At 72.1% G+C, this 20,955-nt stretch carries 23 protein-coding genes; 15 read left to right on the top strand and 8 right to left on the bottom strand.

Annotated features, from left to right (window positions below; translation table 11 throughout):
* Positions 1 to 36: 36 nt before the first annotated feature.
* Together ACWCYO_RS17605 and ACWCYO_RS17600 are read right to left on the bottom strand one after the other, a co-directional pair.
* Complete coding sequence (locus tag ACWCYO_RS17605; RefSeq protein WP_270148638.1) at positions 37 to 261, bottom strand: DUF397 domain-containing protein; 225 nt, start codon at positions 259 to 261, stop codon at positions 37 to 39.
* A complete protein-coding gene (locus ACWCYO_RS17600; protein WP_449784693.1) occupies positions 258 to 1,115 on the bottom strand; it encodes a helix-turn-helix domain-containing protein in 858 nt (285 codons plus the stop codon). Before ACWCYO_RS17600 ends, ACWCYO_RS17605 begins: the two co-directional genes overlap by 4 nt.
* A 255-nt stretch (positions 1,116 to 1,370) precedes the next feature.
* Here ACWCYO_RS17600 and ACWCYO_RS17595 point away from each other — a divergent pair, with 255 nt between their 5' ends.
* From ACWCYO_RS17595 to ACWCYO_RS17585, 3 genes are read left to right on the top strand one after another with little or no spacing between them, the layout of a single operon-like run.
* Positions 1,371 to 1,787, top strand: coding sequence for an ATP-binding protein (locus tag ACWCYO_RS17595; RefSeq protein WP_449784692.1), 417 nt, complete (start codon positions 1,371 to 1,373; stop codon positions 1,785 to 1,787).
* Entirely contained in the window at positions 1,784 to 2,065 is a 282-nt protein-coding gene (locus ACWCYO_RS17590) for a hypothetical protein (RefSeq protein ID WP_449784691.1), read from the top strand. Before ACWCYO_RS17595 ends, ACWCYO_RS17590 begins: the two co-directional genes overlap by 4 nt.
* Complete coding sequence (locus tag ACWCYO_RS17585; RefSeq protein WP_449784690.1) at positions 2,062 to 2,253, top strand: hypothetical protein; 192 nt, start codon at positions 2,062 to 2,064, stop codon at positions 2,251 to 2,253. Before ACWCYO_RS17590 ends, ACWCYO_RS17585 begins: the two co-directional genes overlap by 4 nt.
* Before the next feature lie 52 nt (positions 2,254 to 2,305).
* Here ACWCYO_RS17585 and ACWCYO_RS17580 read toward each other — a convergent pair whose 3' ends face one another.
* The 3 genes from ACWCYO_RS17580 to ACWCYO_RS17570 form a co-directional block, all read right to left on the bottom strand.
* A complete protein-coding gene (locus ACWCYO_RS17580; protein WP_449784689.1) occupies positions 2,306 to 2,656 on the bottom strand; it encodes a hypothetical protein in 351 nt (116 codons plus the stop codon).
* A 33-nt stretch (positions 2,657 to 2,689) separates the two neighbouring features.
* Positions 2,690 to 3,613: a hypothetical protein gene (locus tag ACWCYO_RS17575; RefSeq protein WP_449784688.1), complete on the bottom strand. Its 924-nt coding sequence runs from the start codon at positions 3,611 to 3,613 to the stop codon at positions 2,690 to 2,692.
* 133 nt (positions 3,614 to 3,746) lie between these two features.
* Complete coding sequence (locus ACWCYO_RS17570; protein WP_449784687.1) at positions 3,747 to 3,938, bottom strand: hypothetical protein; 192 nt, start codon at positions 3,936 to 3,938, stop codon at positions 3,747 to 3,749.
* Positions 3,939 to 3,941: 3 nt separating this feature from the next.
* Here ACWCYO_RS17570 and ACWCYO_RS17565 point away from each other — a divergent pair, with 3 nt between their 5' ends.
* The gene (locus tag ACWCYO_RS17565; protein WP_449784686.1) at positions 3,942 to 4,703 is read left to right on the top strand and encodes a phytanoyl-CoA dioxygenase; all 762 of its coding nucleotides are present in this window, start codon (positions 3,942 to 3,944) and stop codon (positions 4,701 to 4,703) included.
* 540 nt (positions 4,704 to 5,243) lie between these two features.
* Here ACWCYO_RS17565 and ACWCYO_RS17560 read toward each other — a convergent pair.
* On the bottom strand, positions 5,244 to 6,746 hold the full coding sequence (locus ACWCYO_RS17560) for a S53 family peptidase (protein WP_449784685.1): 1,503 nt from the start codon (positions 6,744 to 6,746) through the stop codon (positions 5,244 to 5,246).
* Positions 6,747 to 7,075: 329 nt separating this feature from the next.
* On the opposite strand from ACWCYO_RS17560, the gene ACWCYO_RS17555 reads away from it, so the two are divergent.
* The 8 genes from ACWCYO_RS17555 (at position 7,076) to ACWCYO_RS17520 (ending at position 15,556) form a co-directional block, all read left to right on the top strand.
* Entirely contained in the window at positions 7,076 to 7,669 is a 594-nt protein-coding gene (locus ACWCYO_RS17555; RefSeq protein ID WP_270148651.1) for an isochorismatase family protein, read from the top strand.
* Positions 7,670 to 7,892: 223 nt separating this feature from the next.
* Positions 7,893 to 9,236, top strand: coding sequence for an ABC transporter substrate-binding protein (locus tag ACWCYO_RS17550; RefSeq protein ID WP_449784684.1), 1,344 nt, complete (start codon positions 7,893 to 7,895; stop codon positions 9,234 to 9,236).
* Positions 9,233 to 10,180 carry a carbohydrate ABC transporter permease gene (locus ACWCYO_RS17545; protein WP_449784683.1) on the top strand — a complete coding sequence of 316 codons (948 nt, stop codon included), beginning with the start codon at positions 9,233 to 9,235 and terminating at the stop codon, positions 10,178 to 10,180. The genes ACWCYO_RS17550 and ACWCYO_RS17545 overlap by 4 nt, the downstream gene beginning before the upstream one ends.
* A complete protein-coding gene (locus ACWCYO_RS17540) occupies positions 10,177 to 11,004 on the top strand; it encodes a carbohydrate ABC transporter permease (protein ID WP_270148655.1) in 828 nt (275 codons plus the stop codon). Before ACWCYO_RS17545 ends, ACWCYO_RS17540 begins: the two co-directional genes overlap by 4 nt.
* Positions 11,005 to 11,009: 5 nt before the next feature.
* A complete protein-coding gene (locus ACWCYO_RS17535; RefSeq protein ID WP_449784682.1) occupies positions 11,010 to 12,722 on the top strand; it encodes a glycoside hydrolase family 36 protein in 1,713 nt (570 codons plus the stop codon).
* 56 nt (positions 12,723 to 12,778) lie between these two features.
* Positions 12,779 to 13,885: a LacI family DNA-binding transcriptional regulator gene (locus ACWCYO_RS17530; protein WP_449784681.1), complete on the top strand. Its 1,107-nt coding sequence runs from the start codon at positions 12,779 to 12,781 to the stop codon at positions 13,883 to 13,885.
* Entirely contained in the window at positions 13,882 to 14,649 is a 768-nt protein-coding gene (locus ACWCYO_RS17525) for an SDR family NAD(P)-dependent oxidoreductase (RefSeq protein WP_449784680.1), read from the top strand. Before ACWCYO_RS17530 ends, ACWCYO_RS17525 begins: the two co-directional genes overlap by 4 nt.
* A gap of 67 nt (positions 14,650 to 14,716) precedes the next feature.
* Positions 14,717 to 15,556 carry a helix-turn-helix domain-containing protein gene (locus ACWCYO_RS17520; protein WP_270148660.1) on the top strand — a complete coding sequence of 280 codons (840 nt, stop codon included), beginning with the start codon at positions 14,717 to 14,719 and terminating at the stop codon, positions 15,554 to 15,556.
* Between the two features lie 27 nt (positions 15,557 to 15,583).
* Here ACWCYO_RS17520 and ACWCYO_RS17515 read toward each other — a convergent pair whose 3' ends face one another.
* Positions 15,584 to 18,268, bottom strand: a complete 2,685-nt coding sequence (locus ACWCYO_RS17515; protein ID WP_449784679.1) for a tetratricopeptide repeat protein — start codon at positions 18,266 to 18,268, stop codon at positions 15,584 to 15,586.
* Positions 18,269 to 18,293: 25 nt separating this feature from the next.
* Here ACWCYO_RS17515 and ACWCYO_RS17510 point away from each other — a divergent pair, with 25 nt between their 5' ends.
* The 3 genes from ACWCYO_RS17510 (at position 18,294) to ACWCYO_RS17500 (ending at position 19,619) form a co-directional block, all read left to right on the top strand.
* The gene (locus tag ACWCYO_RS17510; RefSeq protein WP_449784678.1) at positions 18,294 to 19,007 is read left to right on the top strand and encodes a hypothetical protein; all 714 of its coding nucleotides are present in this window, start codon (positions 18,294 to 18,296) and stop codon (positions 19,005 to 19,007) included.
* Positions 19,004 to 19,261 carry a hypothetical protein gene (locus ACWCYO_RS17505; RefSeq protein WP_270148663.1) on the top strand — a complete coding sequence of 86 codons (258 nt, stop codon included), beginning with the start codon at positions 19,004 to 19,006 and terminating at the stop codon, positions 19,259 to 19,261. The genes ACWCYO_RS17510 and ACWCYO_RS17505 overlap by 4 nt, the downstream gene beginning before the upstream one ends.
* 82 nt (positions 19,262 to 19,343) lie before the next feature.
* Positions 19,344 to 19,619 carry a cytochrome P450 gene (locus ACWCYO_RS17500; RefSeq protein ID WP_449784677.1) on the top strand — a complete coding sequence of 92 codons (276 nt, stop codon included), beginning with the start codon at positions 19,344 to 19,346 and terminating at the stop codon, positions 19,617 to 19,619.
* Between the two features lie 79 nt (positions 19,620 to 19,698).
* Here the strand turns inward: ACWCYO_RS17500 and ACWCYO_RS17495 are convergent, their stop codons facing one another.
* The gene (locus ACWCYO_RS17495) at positions 19,699 to 20,862 is read right to left on the bottom strand and encodes a PP2C family protein-serine/threonine phosphatase (protein ID WP_270148664.1); all 1,164 of its coding nucleotides are present in this window, start codon (positions 20,860 to 20,862) and stop codon (positions 19,699 to 19,701) included.
* Positions 20,863 to 20,955 lie beyond the last annotated feature (93 nt).

The following is a 20,955-nucleotide window of genomic DNA, read 5'->3' as shown; positions in this document are numbered from 1 at the left end:
AGAAGCCGGCCCAGCCGACTTCTCACGCAGGTGTGGTCAGGCGCTGGGGAGTTCGCCGGTCTTGATGGCGGCGACGAATGCCGCCCATGCGTTGGCGGGGAAGCTGAGTGCAGGGCCGTCGGGGTCCTTGGAGTCCCGGACCGGGACGATGTCAGGGAAGCCGTCAGCAACCTCGACACAGTTGCCCTGATTGCCGCTGAACCTGCTCTTACGCCACACTGCGCGGCTCAGGTCTGCGCCGTCTCCACTGGTGCCGATCATTCAAGTTCCTTTGCAATCTTCGCGACGAGCCGCCGCGACGGCCCGACGTCAAGAGCCGCTGCCCGAAGCCGGTCAAAGGCCTGGTCGTAGGCTGTTACGTCGTCATCTCGTTCGAGGTAAAGGCTACTCGTGAGGGATTCGGTGTACACCACATCGAGATCATTCCGAACGGGGAACTCCAGGATCACGAACGACCCGAGTACGCCGGCATGGGCGCCCGCCTCGAATGGCACGACCTGTATGGTCACGTGTGGTTCCTTGGAAGCAGCGATGAGCTGTTGCAGCTGCTTCGCCATAACGGCCTTTCCTCCGACGACCCGTCGGAGCGCGGCCTCGTCCGTGATCGCCCAGAGCTTGAGGGGATCCTCGCGCCGGAGGGCTGCGTTCTGCCGAGCAAGGCGCACATCGACCAGGGCGTTGACCTCTTCGGTCGTCGCCTCGGGTTGGAGTTGCCGAGTCAACGCACGCGCGTAGTCTGCGGTCTGGAGCAACCCTGGGATGAGTGACAGCTCGAAGTTCCGGATGGCCACGGCCTCCGCCTCGAAGCTGATGAACGAGGCGTATCGCTGCGAGATCACATCCGAGTACGGCTGCCACCACACCCGTCGCTTGCCCTCGCGTGCCAGCGTCGCGAGCGCCTCGCGGGTCGCCGGGTCGGTGACTTCGTAGACGTCGAGCAGTTTCTCGACCTCGTTCGCCCGCACCCCGTGGCGCCCGTTCTCCAGGCGGCTGACCTTGGACTGGTGCCAGTCGAGCCGGGCTGCCACGTCGTCCACCTTGAGGTTGAGCCCCTCGCGGATCCTTCGTAGCTCCGCCCCCAGCATTCGGCGGCGCACCGTCGGTGTTGCGGCCACGCTCCGATCTCCCTTCGTCGCGCTCTGTCGTCGTCCGACAGTCTGGCGTGACGGAAGTGGTTTCGTCACATCAGATCCCCAAAGCCATATGTATCTTGCGGCGTTTGATTGCACCATGCCTGCGAGACGGGCATGCTTACGAACTGTGGTGAACATCGCCACACAGCGTGATCCTGGGGTTCATCGCTCGGGCATTCCCATGCCTCCGCCGCCCTCCGGATCGCGAGATCTCCCATCACTCCCGGCGGCCGCGCCGTGCCCGGAACGTTGGAGAAGTACTCGTGCTGGTTGCCCCGGCACGCCAGGTCCGTCGGTCTCGCCCGACAGCTGCTCGGTGACTTCCTCGCCGAACTCCAGAACGGTGAACAGTTCTGCCACGAAAGCGAGTTGGTGGTCAGCGAGCTGGTCACCAACGCCGTGCCGCACGCCGTCACCCCGACCGGGCGGCTCATCTACCTCCAGTTCGACCTCCACCCCGACCCCGACTCCCTCCGGATCGAGGTGCACGACGCCGACCCCGAGCACCCGACCCTCCGCCCGGCCGCAGAGTGCGACGAGGCCGGCCGCGGTCTCCTCCTGGCCTCCGAGTTCGCCACCAGCTGGGGCTGCCAGCCCCGCCCCGGCGGCATCGGCAAGGTGATGTGGGCGCTGCTCGAAGGAGGCGTGCAGTGAACGCCGAACTCCCCTTCCCCGTCTCGGTGGAGATCAAGGGCATCACCAAGGCCGCCACCTTCACCAGGCTCGCCGACGCCCTCGCCGCCATCCGTGCCAGCCTCGCCCGGCTCCCGCTGGACGCCGACCAGGCCGGCTATCTCGCCGAGCTGTTCAGCGAGGCCGCCATCCCCCGAATCGCCCACCAGCTGGTCGAGTTCGGCGCGGTGCGGGCGATGGCGTACATCGGGATCGAGTCCGTGCACCCGATCCAGCTGTGCGTCACGGATCCCGAGTGAACGTCTGCCGCACCTGGGCCAGGATCTCCCGCTGGTGGTGCCTGAACGCCCAGTTCTCCCGCCCGGTCCGCGCCGTCAGCCCCCGCCGCCGCGCCGCCCACACCGAGATGCAGCGCTGGATGGCCACCCCCGGCGATGCTGAGGCGCTGCTCCTCGCCGTGCTCCGGCGATCCGCCCAAAATCCTTGAACGAGAACGAGGTTGCGCGAGAGGTCGGCCGGGCCGACTTCTCGCGCTCGGCTCAGCGTGCGAGCTCCTGGCGGACCGTCGCGGTGACCTCGGGGGCCAGGTCTTCCGCGCCCTGGTCGAGGAGCCAGCGTTCCAGCGTCCGGCCAGGGTCCCGCAGGTGGCGCAGCGATCCGTCCGGGGTGCGGAGGGTCACCAGCTCGCCGGAGACGACGAGCTCGGCGACGGTCTCGGCCGGGCCGGTCAGGACCCGCATTCCTCGGTAGCCGAGGCCGTCGTACGGCCGCTCGCCTCCGGTCGCCGGTGTCAGCGCCGCGATCCGACGGCCCAACTCGTCGACGGCGGCGGGCCGCAGGGGAAAGCGCGGGTTGGGCCGCCCGCTGTAGAGGTCGACCTCGACGTCCATCCGGCACCGTCCTTCCCGTCCGTGAGGCGCTCGTCAGTTGATCCGCTTCCGCTGGCTGTCGCAGCCGTAGAAGTAGCCGCAGAAGATGGTGTAGGGCCCGCGGTCGGCGGTCTCCGGGTTGAAGATCACGTTCCCGCTGTTGTCGACGTTGCGGGCCGCCGTCGGACCCGGCTTGTGACCCCAGAAGCCCTCCACGTGCTTCCGGTACCAGTGGTAGTCGCCGCCGCCGGGGATGACGACCAGGGCGACGAGGAAACGCGGCTTCTCGGTGTCGGGGAAGCAGTCGAACCGGTGGTGCATGCCGTCGCAGAGCGCCGCGCGGGTCACTTCGTCGCAGGTGATCTGCGTGTACATGTTGCCGCAGCCGCGACCGGGCTGCGCGAAGGTGTTCGTGCGCCAGTTGCTGGCGTAGTTGTAGCAGTTGTTGCTGGACATGACGTTCGGGTCGTTGTTCCAGAATCCGGGATTGAACGCCCCCAGCTCGATCTGGCACGTGACCGCGGGGCTCTCCGCCTGCTCACCGCCCGCCGGCTCGACCCGGTCCGCCACGGACGCCCGGCCGCCGCTGGCCAGTTGTCCGAGCAGGAACTCCCGGAAGGACGACGTGTCGATCGGCGGCGTGGTCCCCGCGAAGGTGTCGGGGGCCCGATGCCAGTCCGCGGTGGTGATCAACCGCTCGGCGACCTCCGCGGCGCGCCCGGCCGGTGCCTGCGGGCCCGCCGGGAGGAAGACGCGGGACTCCAGGTCGAAGTCGCGCGCGAGCCCGTCGTCGAAGGTCTCCACCCAGAAGCCCCGCAGGCCCAGACCACCGGTCTGCGCTTCGGAGGACCGGGGACCGACGAACAGGGTCCGGTCCCGGGTCAGCTCGCTCAGGGTCGCGCGCACCTCTGCCTCATCGGTGATGTCCGCGACGGGGTTGGGCCGGCCGGAGTAGACGTCCGCGGTGATTCTCAGCATGGGTCCTGGTCTCCTTGTACGAGGGGCGACTTGTGGGTTCGGGCGTTGTTTCTATACGTCCCGTCCCGGGTCGGACCCTCGCCGCGCGGCGGCACCGACCGGATGTCGTCCCAGCGGTTCAACGCCGCACGGGTCAGCGCAGGTGCCAGGAGAAGCCGTCGCTGGAGCTGAGGATCACGCCCTGGTCACCCACGGCGCTCCACTGCCCCCGGCCGTAGGTGAGCCCGCGGATCGAGCTCTGGGTCTGACCGCCGAACCGCCGGGCCGCCGGAGCTGTCCGGCCGAAAACGAGGTTTCCCCTCGCCGGTGCAGCTGGCACGCTCATCGAGTGGACGTCAACGGATTCGTCACCGACGGCTACCTCGTCGTGAGGCAGGCGTTCGACACTGCCACGGCGGCCGCCTGCCGGGCGGACCTGTGGGCCGCGCTCGCCGAGCGGGGCGTGCTGCGCGAGGACCCCGGAACGTGGACGGCGCCGCTCGTGCAACTGCCCTGCCCGGACACCGAGCCGTTCGCCGTGGCCGCCGCCTCGCCGAAACTCGCAACGGCCCACGACCGGCTGATCGGTGCCGGGCGGTGGACCAGGAGGCCGACGGTGGGCGGCGAGGTCCCGGTGCGGTTCCCGTCCGAGGACTGGCCCGGTACCGGCTACCACATCGAGGGCAACTGGTGGGGCGGGGAGGACCATTGGACGAACCTCCGCTCCCGCGGGCGCGGACTGACCGCGTTCTTCCTGTTCTCCGACGTCGGCCCCGAGGACGCGCCGACCCGGCTGCTGGTGGGCTCGCACCGGTTCGTCCCGCCGGTGCTGGCCCGGGCAGGGGAGGCCGGGATGTCCGGCTGCGCCGCCGTCGAGGCCCTGCAACCCTCGGTCCTGCACCGACAGGCCGTCCACGTCACCGGCCGGGCCGGCGACGTCTACCTGTGCCACCCCTTCATGGTGCACACCGCGACCTGGCCGCACCGCGGCGTCGCGCCCCGGATGATGGCCCAACCGGGGGTCGAGGTCCCCGACGGCTTCGCCGTGGACGGCTCGGACCCGTCCCCCGTCGCCCGCGCGATCGTCGAAGGCCTGGGACGGCCCCACTAGACCGGCCCGGGCGTCCCGGCGGCGCGGGCGTCGTACGCGACGCGGGCAGCGCGGGCGACGGCACCCCTGCTCGTCCTGTCCCGGCTCACCCTCGCCGTCGGCGGCCCGATCCACCTGGCCGGGCTCGCCGGGCTGCTGGGGTACGTCTCGCGACGCGCTCGCCGAGCGGCTCGGGCCTCGGCGGCTGGTCCGCTTCGGTGCCGCCGTGGGCCCCGCTGCTGCTCTCCCTGGTCTCGATACCGGTGCCGGCGGTGACCAGGGTGGAGCCGCTGTGGCGGCCGCCGGCCGCGGTGTGGATCACCGGCGTCAGCGCCCGCGGGCTCGGTCGGGCCGTCCCCCGTGTCGGCTCGCAGCGAAGGGAGACGGTGCGATGACCGCGCGGGATGACCGCCGCCCGTACGGGACCACAGAGGTACGAGGGTGCGTCGCCCCGCCTCTCCGGCTCGGCGGGTGCCCGGTCGATGCAGAACTCCGCCCGCACGACTTCGCCCCGTCGAGCCGAACCGGCTCGACGGGGCGAAGTCGTGCGGGCGTCCGGGGTCACCCCGTGTGGGCGGCGCCGACCAGGTCGGGCAGCAGCTTCGCCGCGTTGGGCGTGCCGAGGCCGGTGATCGGGTCCCAGCCGGTGGTGGCGGAGTAGCCCGGCACCGTGGGGTCGGTGGTGTTGTTGCCGAGCGTCACGTCGTTGAAGTCGGCCGCGTAGGTGGCCGGGTTGGCGGCCAGCTTGTACAGGGCCGGGTTGATCTGGCCGAGGCCGCCGCCGTTGATCTGGTCCGCGATCGAGACCAGGCCGGCCCACTGCGGGCAGGACAGCGAGGTGCCGCCGATGTCGTACCAGCCCGTGCTGCACGGCGTGGCACCGCACTTGAGGCCGGAGGAGCCGTCCGGCGGCAGCGACAGGTAGACCAGCGCGCCGGTGCCGGGGGAGGCCTGCAGGGCCACGTCCGGCACGCCGCGCTTGGCGCCGATCGCGGTGGAGCCGGCGGGCAGCGCCGACTGGTAGCCGGGCTTGTCGAAGACCTGGCTGAACCCGCCGCCCGAGCCGCTCCAACCGACCTCGGCCGCACCGGGGTTGGCCTGGCACTTGGCCGGGTTGTCGGTGCTGTCCACGGTCCGGCCGCCGGTCGCGCCGGGGTCGGTGCACAGGAACGTGCCGCCGACGCCGGTCACCAGTGGGTCGGAGGCCGGCCACTCCACGGACGGGTACGGGAGGGTGGTGCCGCCCGACTTCACCGGGGTCTTCTCGGAGCCGGCCGAGCCGCTGTCGCCGGAGGAGCCGAGCACCGTGACGCCGTTCAGGGCCGCCGACTTGAAGGCGTGCCGCAGGGGCTCGATCGACTGGGGGCTGGCGAACGCGCCCTCGGCGGAGGCGAAGGACTGCGAGATGACGTTCGCCAGGTGGTTGTCGATCACGTACTGCTCGGCGTCCATCAGGGCGGGCAGGCCCTGGACGCCGAGCGTCTCGGAGGTGGGGGTGGAGACCAGCAGGATGTTGGCTCCGGGGGCCATCGCGTGTGCGGTCTCGACGTCGAGCGCGACCTCCAGCGCCCAGGCGGACTTGTCCTCCTGGCCGGTGCCCTGGCTGGTGGACGGCGGCGCGGTGGTGCCCGGCGCGCCCTGGACGTGCAGCTCGCTGAACGTCGGCATGCCGGGCTGGCAGGTCACGCCCTCCTCGCCGCACATCGCGTTGACGCCGAAGGCCTGGTCGAAGACGTGCAGGTCGTGCGCCATGGTGTCGCTGCCGTACGAGTCGAAGATCGCGATCGTCTGGCCACGGCCGTCGAAGCCGTTGGCGTACAGCGGACCGAGGTTGTAGGCGGCCCGGATCCCCTGCGGGCTGAAGCAGCGCCGGCCAGCCGACGCGCACTGCGCCTGGGTGGGGGGAGTGGTGCCGGTCGACACCTGGCTGTAGTCGGCCACCGCGGGGTGCACCGCCGGGTAGCCGGCGGCGGCGACGGCACTGCCGACCGTCGCCGGCCCGGCGAGCGCGCCGGAGGCGGCGAGGGCCAGGCCGCTCACCCCTGCCAGGAGTATTCGGCGCATGCTGGGAGCCTTCAAGTGGTCCTCCACGAGGATGGGTTGGGGGACATCGGCCGGTACCCTGGCCGGATCGTGCGACACCGGGTACGCGAGGGGGCTCCGGGACACAAGGTCACGGCCGGGCGAGTGTAGGTGCGGGAGCGGCCCGCCCTCAATGCTTCGTCTGAAATTCAGATCGATCTCTTAACTGCGCGTTAACGGCGCACGGAGAGGACCGTCGATCCCTCGGGCCCGTTCGAGTGAACGGCCGCCCGATCGCTTCGTCCACGGCCCGTCAACGCGCCAAGCTGGGCGGCGAATCCGTGGGAACCCCGCTGAGGAAAGGCCAGTCGATGACGCGTGCGCTGATCGTGGTGGATGTACAGAAGGACTTCTGCGAGGGCGGCAGCGTCCCGGTCGGCGGCGGCGCCGACCGGGCGCGGGCGATCGCCGAGCTGGTCCAGGGCCCCCAGCGGGACGGCTGGACGAAGGTGGTCGCCACCCGTGACCACCACGTCGACCCGGGCGGCCACTTCTCCGGGCATCCGGACTTCCGCGAGTCCTTCCCCGTCCACTGCGTGGTCGGCACCGATGGCGGCGAGTTCCACCCCGCCTTCCTGCCCGCCGTCGAGGCCGGCGCGGTGGACGAGGTCTTCTACAAGGGCGCCCACTCCGCCTCCAAGAGCGGCTTCGAGGGCTTCACCGCCGACGGCACCCCACTCGCCGACTGGCTGCACGACCACGGCGTGGACGCCGTCGACGTGGTCGGCATCGCCACCGACCACTGCGTCAAGGCCACCGCTCTGGACGCCGTGAAGGCCGGCTTCGACGCCCGCGTCCTGCTGGACTACACGGCGGGCGTCGCCCCGGGCACCACCGACGCCGCCCTCGCCGAACTCCACCGCGCAGGAGTCGACTTGACGGGCACCCCAGTCGTCCTCGCCTGAGCCGGACATAACGGAACGGTTTCGGAGCCCGTTCTCCCGGTGCCGAGGGGTTGACGGCGCCGGGAGGGCGGGCGTTTGCTGGCTGCGCTCGTGTGAACCTGTTGGGTTGTGGTTTGTTTTGTCGGTTTGAACGTTCAAACCGGGAAAGACCTCGCTGACCTCCGAGCGCACCGCCCCCCTCGCCCCCGTCTCCGTCCGGCGCCACCCCATCAGGAGGAATGCAATGTCACACCTTTCCCGTCGCGACCTGCTCCGCGCCTCCGGAGCCGGCCTGCTCGCCCTGGCCGCCGGCGGCACGCTCACCGCCTGCGGTGGCTCCGGCCCGGGCGGAGGCCAGGGCGGGGACGCCGACACCGGCACCGTCACCGTCTGGTCCTGGGCCACGGCCGCCGCCGCCCTGCGCGCGGTGGTTCCGGCCTTCGAGAAGGACAACCCCGGCATCAAGGTCGACGTCCAGGACATCGGCAACCCGGCCATCTGGGACAAGATCACCGTCGGTCTCGCGGCCGGCGGACAGGGCCTCGGCGACGTGCTGCACATAGGCTGCGACTACCTGCCCGGCTACCTGGAGAAGTTCCCCGGCGGCCTGGCCGACCTCTCCGGCTTCGGCGCCGACGCCCACAAGGACAAGTTCGCCAAGGGCCTGTGGCCGGTCGTCACCGGCAAGGACGGCCACGCCTACGCGCTGCCCTGGGAGGTCAACCCGCTCGGCTTCTTCTACCGCAAGGACTACTTCGACCGGGCCGGCATCGACCCCACCACCCTCGCCACCTGGGACGACCTGACGGCGATCGCCGACCGGTTCAAGGCCGCCAACCCCGGAATCTCCCTCATCGGCATCAACAAGGCCGCCAACCCCGACCCCGACCTGGACTTCGTGCAGTCCCTGATGCAGCTCCAGGGCGCCTTCTACTTCGACCTCCAGGGCAGGATCACCCTCGGCTCCGAGCCGGACGTCCGCGCCCTGACCACCCTCCAGCACCTGGACCAGGCCGGGCTGGTCGCCGACGCCCCCGGCAGCCAGGGCTGGGCCACCCTGATGAAGGCAGGCAAGCTCGCCGTCGCCCCGATGCCCGCCTGGGCCGCCCACTACCTGGAGGCCAAGTTCGCCGATCAGGGGGGCAACTGGCGCCTCGCCAAGCCTCCCGCCGTCACCCCCGGCGGCAGGCGCACCGCCCTGGTGAACTCCACCCACCTGACGGTCTCCGCCTCCAGCCCGCGCCGCCGCGCCGCCTGGAAGTTCGTCGAGTACGCGCTCACCCGCCCCGCCTCGGTGAACGCCATGTTCAACGCCGGCGGCGTCTTCCCCGCGCTCCTGGAGGCCTACGCCGACCCGATGTACGCCGCGCCCAGCGCCTACTACGGTGGCCAGTCCCCGCTGAAGACCTTCGCCGAACTGGCCACCGACGGCGGCGACCCCACCAACTACTCCGGCGACTACGCCCGCGCCCTCAAACTCGCCAGCGACGCCCAGACCAAGGTCTTCCTCAAGGGCGGCGAGCCCGCCACCGTCCTCCAGGACGCCGCCAGGCAACTCGCCCAGCAGACCGGACGCACCGTCGCATGACCGCCACCGCCCCGCCCGCCACTCCGTCCGCCGCTCTCACCGGGAAACCCGCCAAGGAGGCCGTACGGGCCCACCGCCGGGCCCGCCTGCGCCGCACCGCCCTGCCGTACCTGCTGCTCGCCCCCGCCCTGATCACCTTCGGCGTGTTCAAGGCCTACCCGGTCGTCGACTCCCTGCTGCTCTCCTTCACCACCGGCTCCGGCACCGCCACCCGCGCCGCCGGACTCGCCAACTACCGCCGCCTGCTGGACGATCCGCTGTTCTGGACGGCCCTGCGCAACACCGGCGAGATCCTCGTGGTGCAGGTCCCGCTGATGCTGGGCCTGGCCCTGCTGATGGCCGTCGGCATCAACTCCGTCCTGGTGCGCTGGCGGGCCGTCTGGCGGCTGGGCGTCTTCATGCCCGCCGTCACCGGCCTGGTCGCCACCGGCGTGATGTTCGCCTTCCTGCTCAAGCGCGACGACGGCGCCGTCAACTGGCTGCTGGACGCCGCCGGCCTGCCCACCGTCGACTGGCTGGGCGAGCCGTTCTGGGCCCGGATGTCCGTCGTCCTGGTCCTGACCTGGCACTACACCGGCTACAACGCCGTCATCTACCTGGCCGGACTGCAGGGCATCCCCAGGGAACTGTACGAGGCCGCGATGGTCGACGGCGCCGGTCCGGTCCGCCGCTTCACCGCGATCACCGTCCCCGCGCTGCGCCCGGTGCTGCTGTTCACCGTCGTGCTCTCCACCATCGGCACGCTCCAGCTCTTCGACGAGCCGTACGTGCTGACCGGCGGCGGCCCGGACAACGCCACCCTGACCGTCTCCATGTACCTGTACCAGAACGGCTTCCGCTACTTCGACTTCGGCTACGCCTCCGCCATCGCCTACGCGCTCACCCTGCTGGTGGCCGTGCTCGGCGCGGTCCAGATGCGCCTGATGGGGGACAAGGACCGATGATCCCGAACAAGCTCCGCGGCTGGCCGCTGACCTTCCTCCTGGCAGCCCTCACCGGCTTCTCCGTCGCCCCCTTCTACTGGCTGCTGATCTCCACCACCCGCAAGGACACCGAGATCTTCGACTGGCCGCCGCACCTGCTGCCCGGCGGGGGCCTCGGCGACAACCTGCACCGGCTCGACCAGAAGGTCGGCCTGCTCCGGGTCCTCGGCAACTCCCTGCTGGTGGCCGGGATCCAGACCGCCGGCGCGCTGGTCATCGCCCTGCTGGCCGGGTACGCCTTCGCCAAGTTCCGCTTCCGCGGCCGCACCCTGCTGTTCGCGCTGCTGCTCTCCACCCTCGTGGTGCCCGAACAGGTCATGCTGGTACCGCTGTTCAAGATGATGACGAGCTTCGGCCTGCTCGACTCCTACCAGGCGATCATCCTGCCCGGGCTGTGCGTGCCCTTCGCGGTCTTCCTGATGCGCCAGTCGCTGACCAGCCTGCCGGACGAACTCCTGGACGCCGCGAGGGTCGACGGCGCGGGCGAGCTCCGGGTGCTGTGGAGCGTCGTCGTCCCGGTCGTGCGACCGGTGCTCGCCGCGCTCTCGATCTTCCTCTTCCTGGGCTCCTGGAACCAGTTCGTCTGGCCGCTGATCGCCCTGCGCAGCCCGGACATGCACACCCTGCCGGTCGCCCTCGCGACCCTGTACGGCAACCAGGCCACCACCGACTACGGCGCGATCCTCTCCGGCACCGCGCTGTCCACCCTGCCCATGATGGTCCTCTTCCTGGTCCTCCAGCGGCAGTTCATCTCCGGCCTACTGGCCGGTGCGACGAAAGGCTGAGCAGCGTGACCGACATCTGGGAACCGCACGCCCCCGCCGCAGCCTCGGCGCTGCGCCCGCTGTCCGCCGAGGGGCTGGACCTCAGGGCGAGCGGAGCGGCCGCCGCCCGGGCGGTCGCCGACGGCGTGGTCGAAGTGACCGCGCGCGACGCGGGTCCGGTACGGATCGAATGGCGGGTGCCCTGCGTGGACGCCACCGCCTTCTGGACGCCCGAGCCGCGCGGCACCGGCGGGCTGCCCGCCGCCTGGAGCGCGCCGCGCCGCACCGGCCTCACCGCCGGCGCCCCGATCGCCGCGCTGGTCGGCACCGGGGACGTCGCGCTGTGCGCCTTCGCCGCCGACCGCCCCGACGTGCTGGCCGGGGCCGGAGTGGTCGAGGAGAGCGGCGAGTTCCGGTTCTGGGCCCAGGCCGACGGCGACCTCACCGTACGGATCGACACCTCCGGGCGGCACTTCGCCCGCTGCCTGGCCGACCTCGCCGCCTGGTGGGGCGCCGGCCGCACCGCCGACATCCCCGACGCCGCCCGCCGGCCCGCCTACTCGACCTGGTACTCGATGCACCAGGACGTCACCCCCGAGCGCGTCGAGGCCCAGGCCGCGCTCGGCAAGGAGCTCGGCCTGGACGTGATCATCGTGGACGACGGCTGGATGACCGCCGACCGCACCCGCGGCTACGCCCACTGCGGCGACTGGGAACCGGTCTCGCTGCCCGACACCGCCGCCCACGTCGAGCGGGTGCACCGGCTCGGCGTGCGCTACCTGCTCTGGTACGCGCTGCCGTTCATCGGCAAGGACAGCGCCGCCTTCGGGAAACTCGGCCATCACGCCCTCGCCGACGCCGCCCACCTGGGCGCGGTCGTGGCCGACCCGCGCCATCCCGAGGTCCGCGACTTCCTCGCCGACCGGCTCGCCCGCGCCGTCGAGGAGTGGGGCATGGACGGGCTCAAGGTCGACTTCGTCGACTGGTTCTCCCGCGGACCGGTTCCGGCCGCCGGCCCCGAGACGGACTGCGCGAGCGTCGACGAGGGCGTGGAGCGCCTGCTCGCCGCCATCCACCGACGGATCACCGCGGCCAACCCGGAGGCGATGGTCGAGCACCGCCAGCCGTACGTCAGCCCGGCCCTGTGGCCGTACGTCACCATGGTCCGCGCCACCGACTGCCCGCTCAGCCCGCAGGACAACCGGCAGCGGACCCTCGACCTGCGGCTCGCCGCGGGGCCCGTCCCGGTCCACTCCGACATGCTGATGTGGCACCGGGCCGAGCCGCCGGAGCAGATCGCCTGCCACCTGATCAACGTGCTGTTCTCGGTGCCGCAGGTCTCCGTCGACCTCGCCGCGCAGAGCCCGGCCCAGCGCGAGGCGATCGCCTTCTGGCTCGGCGTCTTCCGCGCCCATCTGGACACCCTGCAACTCGGCGAGCTGCGCCCGTCCCGCCCGGACCTCGGGTACCCGCTGGTGACGGCGGTGGGCGCGGGGACGGTGGTGGTGGCCCGGTACGCGGCCCTGCCGGTGGACGCCTCCGGCGACGACTGGCGGACCCTGCTGGTCGCCAACGCCGACGCCGACCCGGACGTCCGGCTGACCGGCGGCAGCGGGACGGCCGTCGCGACCGTGCGGGACGCCCGGGGGCGTATCGTCCGCGAGGGCGAGGTCGAGCTCGGCCTGGCCGCACCGATCCCCGTGCCGCGCGGCGGGCTGCTGACCCTGGCCCGCGCCTGACCGCGGCGCGGGCCTGACGCGGCTCGCCCGACCGACCCGCACACCTGGAGGACCGCATGCCCGCAGGAGCACCCCGGCCGCGCCGCGGCGCCACCACCATCGAGGAGGTCGCCCGGGCGGCCGGGGTCTCCCGGCAGACCGTGTCCAACGCGCTCAACGCCCCGCACCGGGTCCGCCCGGCGACGCTCGAGCGGGTGACCGCGACGATCCGCGAACTCGGCTACCAGCCCGACCAGTCGGCCCGCTCGCTGCGCAGCGGCGCCCGGCGCACCGTCGGCTACCTCGTCCCGGTGGACGACCCCCACGACCCCAACCCGCTGATGGCCGGCTTCCTGGAGGCCCTGGTCGACGCGGCCGGGGAGCAGGGCCTGCGGGTACTGCTGTTCCGCCCGCCCCGGGGAGCGGCGGACCCGGCGGCCGCCATCGACGAGCTGGTGGCGGCCCGCCAGGTGGACGGGCTGGTGCTGGCGGACGTGCTGGCCGAGGACGCCCGGATCGACCACGTCGCCCGGCTCGGCGTCCCGTTCGTCGCCTTCGGCCGGACCGGGCCCGCGCAGCCGCAGCACTGGGTGGACATCGCCAACGACGCGGCGATGGCCGCCGTGGTGCGCCACCTCGCGGCGCTCGGCCACCGGCGGATCGGGTACCTCGGGGCCGCCGAGGACCTGCCGTGGATGGCCGCGCGCCGGGCGGGCTTCCTGGCCGAGGCGCGCCGACTGGGCCTGTCCGCGGTCATGCCGCCCCGCCCGGGGCCGGCGGCCGTCCGGGCGCTGCTGCGCGGGCCGGAGCGGCCGACGGCCGTCGCGGCGGGCAGCGACCTGCTGGCGCTGGACGCGTACGAGGCGGTGCGGGCGGAAGGGCTGACGGTCGGGCCGGGCGGGGTCGCGGTCACCGGCTTCCACGACACGCCGCTCTGCCGCCACCTGCACCCGGCGCTCACCTCGGTGCGGCTGCCGTTGGGGACGATCGCCGCCGCGCTGGTGGGGCGGCTGCTCGACCAGGTGCGCGGGGCCGCGGCGCCCCCGGAGGGGCTGGAGGTGCCCACCGAGCTGGTGGTACGGGGGAGTTCGGGATCCGCACCGGCGCCGGGTGGTTCTTCCGGACCCGGGGTCCAGCCGGGCCTGGTAGCGCCCCGGCGCCCGCCGCGAGGGTGGGTGCCATGAACTCCACCTCCCACCCCACCGTCCTCATCACCGGCGGCACCAGCGGAATGGGCCTGGCCACCGCCCGCCTCCTCCTCACCACCGGCGCCCGGGTCGTGATCACCGGCCGTTCCGAAACCCGCCTCACCCGTGCCGCCGAGGAACTCGACGCCGGCGACCGCCTGCTCGCCGTCCGCGCCGACGCCACGGCGCCCGCCGACCTCGCCCGCCTCACCGCCACCGTCCGTGAGCGGTACGGCAAGCTCGACGGCGTCTTCGCCAACGCGGGAGTCGCCGGCTTCCAGCCTGTGCAGGACGTCGGCGAGGCCGACTTCGCCCGGATCGTCGACACCAACCTCAAGGGTGTCTTCTTCACGGTTCAGCACGCCCTGCCCCTGCTGGACGCGGCGGGCGGCGGCTCCGTCGTCCTCAACGCCTCCTGGACCCCGCACCGCGGCCTCCCCGGCGCGGCCGCCTACGCGGCGAGCAAGGCGGGCGTCCTCAGCCTCGCCCGCACCCTCGGCGCCGAACTGGCCGGGCGCGGCGTCCGGGTCAACTCCGTCAGCCCCGGCTACATCGTCACCGAGATGTTCCACGCCGCCGTCCCCGACCCGGCCGACCACGACCCGCTCCGCGCCCAGGTCCCGCTCGGGCGGCTGGGGCGGGCCGAGGACGTCGCGGAGACCGTCGCCTTCCTGCTCTCCGAGCGGTCCTCGTACATCACCGGGCAGGACATCGTGGTCGACGGCGGCCTCGTCCCGGCCTTCCCCTCGCTCGCCGGCTGAGGCCGTGCCCGTGCCTGGTCCTGACGGGACCAGGCACGGCGGCGCCCGGCAGGCCAGAATCGTTCCCGTGAACCCGACCACCGCCCTCAGCGAATTCCTCCGCACCCGCCGCGCCCGCCTCCAGCCCGAGGACGTCGACCTCCCCGACTACGGCGGCCGACGCCGGGTCGCCGGCCTGCGCCGCGAGGAACTCGCCCACCTGGCCGGAGTCAGCGTCGACTACTACACCCGCCTCGAACAGGGCCGCGTCGGCAACCCCTCCGACGCCGTCCTCGACGCCGTCGCCCGAGCCCTGCGGCTGGCCCCCGACGAGTCCGGCCACCTCCACCGCCTCGCCCGCCCGGCCGGCCGCACCCGCCGCCGCGCCACCACCCGCCAGCAGCCCCGCCCCTCGCTGCTGCGGCTGCTCGACCAACTCGACCACACCCCGGCGATGGTGATGGGCCACCGGATGGACATCCTCGCCTGGAACCGCGCCGCGGCCGCCGTCTTCGGCGACTACGGCGCCCTCCCGCCCGAACACCGCAACATCGCCCGCATCACCTTCCTCGACCCGGCCTCCCGCGACCTCTTCGCCGACTGGACCACCTGCGCCAGGGAGAACGTCGCCTTCCTCCACCTGGAAGCCGGCCGCCGCCCCGACGACCCCCACCTCGCCGAACTCATCGGCCAACTCTGCCTCGGCAGCCCGGACTTCAACACCATCTGGGCCCAACACCCGGTCGCCGACAAGACCTCCGGCCGCAAACTCTTCCACCACCCCGTCGTCGGCCTCCTCGACCTCGCCTACGACACCCTCCGCCCCGCCGACGACCCCGACCAGGCCCTCATCACCTACACCGCCGACCCCGACACCCCGTCCGACGACGCCCTCCGGATGCTGCTGTCCTGGGCCGTCAGCCGCTGAGGAGACCTGGCCTGACCGGTGCTCGCATCAGTTCTGGCCCCGGAGCTCCGTTCCGGGCGTTCCGGGCGCTCCGGGCCCCCCAGGGGTCTGACCTCGCATGGCGTGGAGCAGGTTCTGTCGCGTTCCCACGGTGGAGGGATGGGTGGTTCCCAGCACCCGCTCCTGAGCGGCCAGCGCCTGGAGGAGCAGCTGCAACCCCTCGTTCCGGCGCCCGGCTTCCCAGTAGGACACGCCGAGGTTGGCGCGGGTGTTGAGGGTCTTGGGGTGGTCGGTGCCGAGGAGGCGCTCGCGGTCGGCGAGGACGCGCTCCTGGAGGCTCACGGCTTCGTCGGTCCGCCCGGCGCTCTGGTAGGCGGTGGCGAGGTTGGCGCGGGTGTTGAGGGTGTCGGGGTGGTCGGTGCCGAGGAGGCGCTCGCGGTCGGCGAGGAGGCGCTCAAGGAGGCTGCTGGCTTCGTCGGTCCGCCCGGCGATCTGGTAGGAGATGGCGAGGTTGGCGCGGGTGTTGAGGGTGTTGGGGTGATCGGCGCCGACGATGCGTTCGAGCCCGGTGTGGACCTGCTCCAGGAGTGCGACGGCCTCCACGTAGCGCCCGGCATCGAGGTACGAAGTGGCGAGGTTGGAAAGGGTGGAATGGGTGTCGGGGTGATCGGCGCCGAGGATGCGTTCGCGACTTCTGTGAACTTCCTCCAGGAGGGCGATGGCTGCGCTGGTCCGCCCGGCCTCCCCGTAGTAGGTGGCGAGGTTGTTCCGGGTGGTGAGGGTGTCGGGGTGATCGGTGCCGACCATGCGCTCCTGGTCGGCGAGGACGCGCTCTTCGAGCTCGATGGCCTCATGGAACCGCCCTGCGTTCGCGTAGTAGGTGGCGAGGTTGTTCCGGGTGGTGAGGGTGTCGGGGTGATCGGTGCCGACCATGCGCTCGCGGTCGGCGAGGACGCGTTCCTGGAGCTCGATGGCCTCGCCGATCCGCCCGGCGACGTAATAGGAGGCGGCGAGGTTGTTGCGGGCGTTCATGGTGTGCGGGTGGTCGGTGTCGAGCACGCGCTCGCGGTCGGCCAGTAGACGTTCCTGGAGCTCGATGGCCTCGCCGATCCGCCCGGCGACGTAATAGGAGGCGGCGAGGTTGTTGCGGGCGTTCATGGTGTCCGGATGGTCGGTGTCGAGCACGCGCTCGCGGTCGGCCAGTAGGCGTTCCTGGAGCTCGATGGCCTCGTCGGTCCGCCCGGCGAGGTGGTAACTGTGGGCGAGGTTGTGGCGCGCGTTGAACGTGCCGGGATCGTGAGGTCCGACGAGTCGTTCACTGGTGGCCGCGAGCCGGCTCCAGTAGGCGATGCCAGGCAGGTACAGGCCCGCGGCCAGGAGACTCAGGCCACTGCGGTGAAGCAACTGTTCTCCGGCGCCGGATCCGCCCCACAGCAGGTCACCCGTGTGGTCGGCCAGAGCATCGGTGTTGGTGCGCAGAACCGCGGCGAGATCGCGGTCGTCGTGGTCTTCCCCGGGCCATAGGCCGAGCAGGGCTTCGGCGGCCTCCCGGTGTGGTCGTCGGTCGGCGGGGACGCCGTCGAGGGTGGCCCGCGCCGTGAGGGCGTGGAGGGTCACCTCCCGGTGCGGGGACTCGGTGAGGGTGATGAGGTTGTAGTTGTGCAGCACGGCGAGGGCGTCGTGTGCCTCGTCCACGTCGACCGGAGTGCCGCGGGTGCTGCCGAGGTGGTCCAGCGCCGACCGGGTGGCCCACAGGGCCTGCGGATGGCCCCCCGGGTCGAGCAGCGCGGCGAGTTCCAGTGCAGGCCGGGCCAGGCCGACCGGCTCCTCCCGCTGGGCCGCGTCCAGGGAGAGCAGCAGGGCCGCCGTGATCGGCCCCCGGTAGCCGTCGGCGTCGGATCGGGCGGGCAGCACGGTGTCGAGCGTGCGGCTGCGGTTCCGGAAGAGCTGGAGGTAACGCCCGCTGCTGCGCCGGGTGTTGATCAGGTAGGCGGCGGCGTGGGCGAGGGCGAGCGGCAGGTGGCCGAGGGCTTCGGCGAGGTCGGCGGCGTGCTCGTCGAGGAGGTGGGCGCACCCGGCCCGCTCCATCCGCTCACGGAGGTAGGCGGCGGATTCGGCCGGAGAGTAGGTGCTGACCTCCACCAGCATCCGGTTGCCGCCGCTGCTCACGGCACCCCGGTGACGGGTGGTGGCGATGACCCGTCCGCGTCCGCCCCGACTCGTTCCCGGCCACAGCTCCTCCCCGGTGTGCTCGGTGGCGTTGTCGAGGACGATCAGCCAGCTGCGGTCGGTGGAGGCGAGCCAGGCGAGGAAGCGCTCGGCGTCCTCCTCGGCCGTCCCGGTCACTCCCGGCGCGCCGACTGCCACCGCGGCCCGGGCGTACCGGTCGGTGACGGCGGCGGGCTCGGCGGCGTCGAGCCACAGCACCAACTCGACGCCGGAGTCGACGGCTTCGCGCGCGTAGTGCGCCGCCAGCTGCGACTTGCCGACGCCTCCGCCGCCCGCCAGGACCTGGCTGAGCACGATCGTGCCGCACTGTTCGCGGGCCGCGTCGATGGCCTGCCGCAGCTCCTCCCGGGGCTGGAAGGCGGTGGCCCGGGGCGGGATCCGCCCGATCACCATCGGCCACTGCACCGCCGGCCGGTCGGCCCGGTGCACGGTCAGGTGCTGCGCTTGGTAGACGTCGCCCTGGACGGTGCTGTTGTCGACGGTGTTCCCGACCTGATCGTGCACCTGCTGGCCCCCACCATCCGGCGTGTTGAATGTCGTCATTATGGACGGCACCGCACTGCAGCACCTCATCCACGGGCTCCCCGCAGCCTTCGCAGCGGCCCCGCGCCCCACCGGCATCGACGCCTGCCCGTGCTGCCACGCGCCGGCCGAGGTCGAGCTGCTCCTGCGCGGCCCGCGCGAGCGGCTCGGGCCGGACGAGCTGATGCGCTACGCCACCTCGGCGCTGAACACCGTGGGCTCGCCCGGCGACTTCCGCTACTTCGCCCCCCGCATCCTCCAGCTCGTGCTGACCGGCGAACTCGCCGTCCCGGACCTGGAGGCGGTCGGCATCAAGCTCGCCCAGGCCGGCTGGTGCGACTGGCCGGAGGCCCCGTACCTGCGCCGGCTCCTGGACGCGCTCTGGTCGGACGCCCTCCACAACGCGCAGGAGTGGTGGGACGCCGAGTCCGTCCTCTGCGCCCTGGCCGCGGCCGACCCGGACGGCACCGGCGGCCGGCTAGCAGAATGGGCCCGCCTGGCGACCCCGACGGCCGTGGAGCGGCTGCACGAGCTCGCCCTCGCCGGGGGGCTCAAACCCTCGAACGCCTTCTGGGACGAACACAGCGCCCCGTACCGCTCCTTCGCCGCCTGGCTGCGCGGTCCTGAGCTCCAACTCGCCGTCGAGGCAGCCACGTTCCGGACGGACGACCCCACCCAACTCGAACAACTCTTCACCATCCATGACATCCTGGCGCCATGACCCACGACACGGTGCCGCCACTGCTCGCGGTCGCAGTACTCCTGCTCGTCATCAAACTGGCCCGGGAACGGCGAAACGGCAAGCCCTTACGGCTATTTCCGCAATCGCTCCCGGCCAGGGCGACGACCGCGGCCGTCGTCGCCCTGGTGGTGGTCTCGGGAGTAGCGGCAGGTCAGCCCTGGGACGCGTCGGTCATCCCCGCCGTCGCGCTCGGCGGCCTGGTGGGCGCCTTCGTGGACCTCCGCCACCGCTGACCCCGGTGCTGCCGGGCCCTTCGACGCAGTCAAGCGGACACCGGAATATGAGCCTCAACTTACTGTTGTCCCAAGCGACAAGGTGGTCGTCTACCACGCTTCCGCCAATCGAGACGAGTCCGTCTTTCCTGCCGCGGACCGCCTCGACATCGCCCGGGCGCCGAACGATCACGTCAGCTTCGGCTTCGGCCCGCACTCCTGCGTAGGAGCGCGAATCGCCAGGGTTCAGATGGCGACCCTGATCCGTCGTGTCGTCGCCGAGCTGCCCGGCCTGGAGCTCGCTTCGGGAGCACCGCCGAAGCGACTCGTCTCCAACTTCCAGAACGGGTTGAAGGACCTGCGCATCCGTTGGCGATAGGGGCGCGCTGCCGGCGGCAGCCCGGCGGGCCGGCATGGCTCCGCGATCGACGTGGTGATCGCGGCGGCCGAGCTTGATCTCAATCGAGGGGCGGGATTCGACCGGGCTCGGCGGGTTCGGAGGCGTGGGCGGCGGGCGGTTCGGCGCGCCGGATGGCGATGACGGCGGCGTCGTCGTTGAGGCGGTGGCCGACGTGGGCGAGGAGGTCGCGGCGGATGTGGTTGACGAGTGTCTCGGGGGAGCACTTGGTCCAGTGGGCGGCGCGGTCGGCGAGCGGGTAGAACTCGCCGGTGTCGTCGCGTGCCTCGGTGACCCCGTCGGTGTACAGCAGCAGGGTGTCGCCCCTTTCGAACGGGAAGTCGTCGCTCGGGTAGCTGCCGTCGCCGAGGTCGTTCACGCCGAGGGGTGGAGCGGCCGGCACGGAGTCGACGGGCAGCGCGCGGCCGTCGCGCAGCAGGAGGGGCGGCGGGTGTCCGCAGTTGGTCATGCGGGCAACGGGCTCGTCGTCGGGCAGGTCGAGGAGGATCGCGGTGATGAAGTGCTCGACGATGTCGCCGCTCTCCTGGGCGAAGTCGGTGAGGTAGCGCCCCACGTTGTGGTCGAGCGTGGACGCCAGGTCCGCCAGGCTGTCGTGTTGTGCGGCGATGAGGCGGAAGGCGCTGACCAGCAGGGCCGACTCTCCGACGGCCGCCAGGCCCTTGCCCCGGACGTCTCCGATGACCATGCGGGTTCCGCCCGCGGTGCGGGTGGCGGTGTAGAGGTCGCCGCCGATCTGTGTCTCCTTCTCGGCGGCGAGGTACATCGTGGCGATCCGAAGCGGCCCGATCTGTTCGGGCAGCGGCCGCAGCAGGGCGCGCTGGGCGGCTTCGGCGACCGACTGGGCGCGGGCGAGCTGTCTGGCCCGGTGATCGCGGATGGCGGTGAACATGACGATCAGGACGCACAGGACGGCCAGCGCGACGATCTGCGCGATGTGGTTGCTGGTGGTGATGCCGCCGTGGAGGAAGGCGATGAGGACCTGGGCGGCGATGGCCAGGGCTCCGACGAGGGCGGTCGGGCGCAGGCCGGCGAACGAGGGGGTGAGGGCAGGGGCGATCACCAGGAGCGGGCCGAGGTGGATGCTGGTCGGGGAGTGGAGATCGACCACGGTGATCGCCGCGATGAGGGCGAGCGGGATCATCAGCAGCGCCCAGCTCCGTTGTCCGCGCTGCTGATGGCGGGCCGCGCGTGCTCGGACTTCCATGTCCCCACTGTGCTCCTGCGGGTCGGCGAGCGCAGATGTGTCTGGGCGATGCGTGGTAACCGATCCACCGACCGTAGCCGCGCCGGGGTCGCC

Source organism: Kitasatospora sp. NPDC001683 (assembly GCF_053596495.1).
This window is presented reverse-complemented; position numbering and strand designations above follow the sequence as displayed.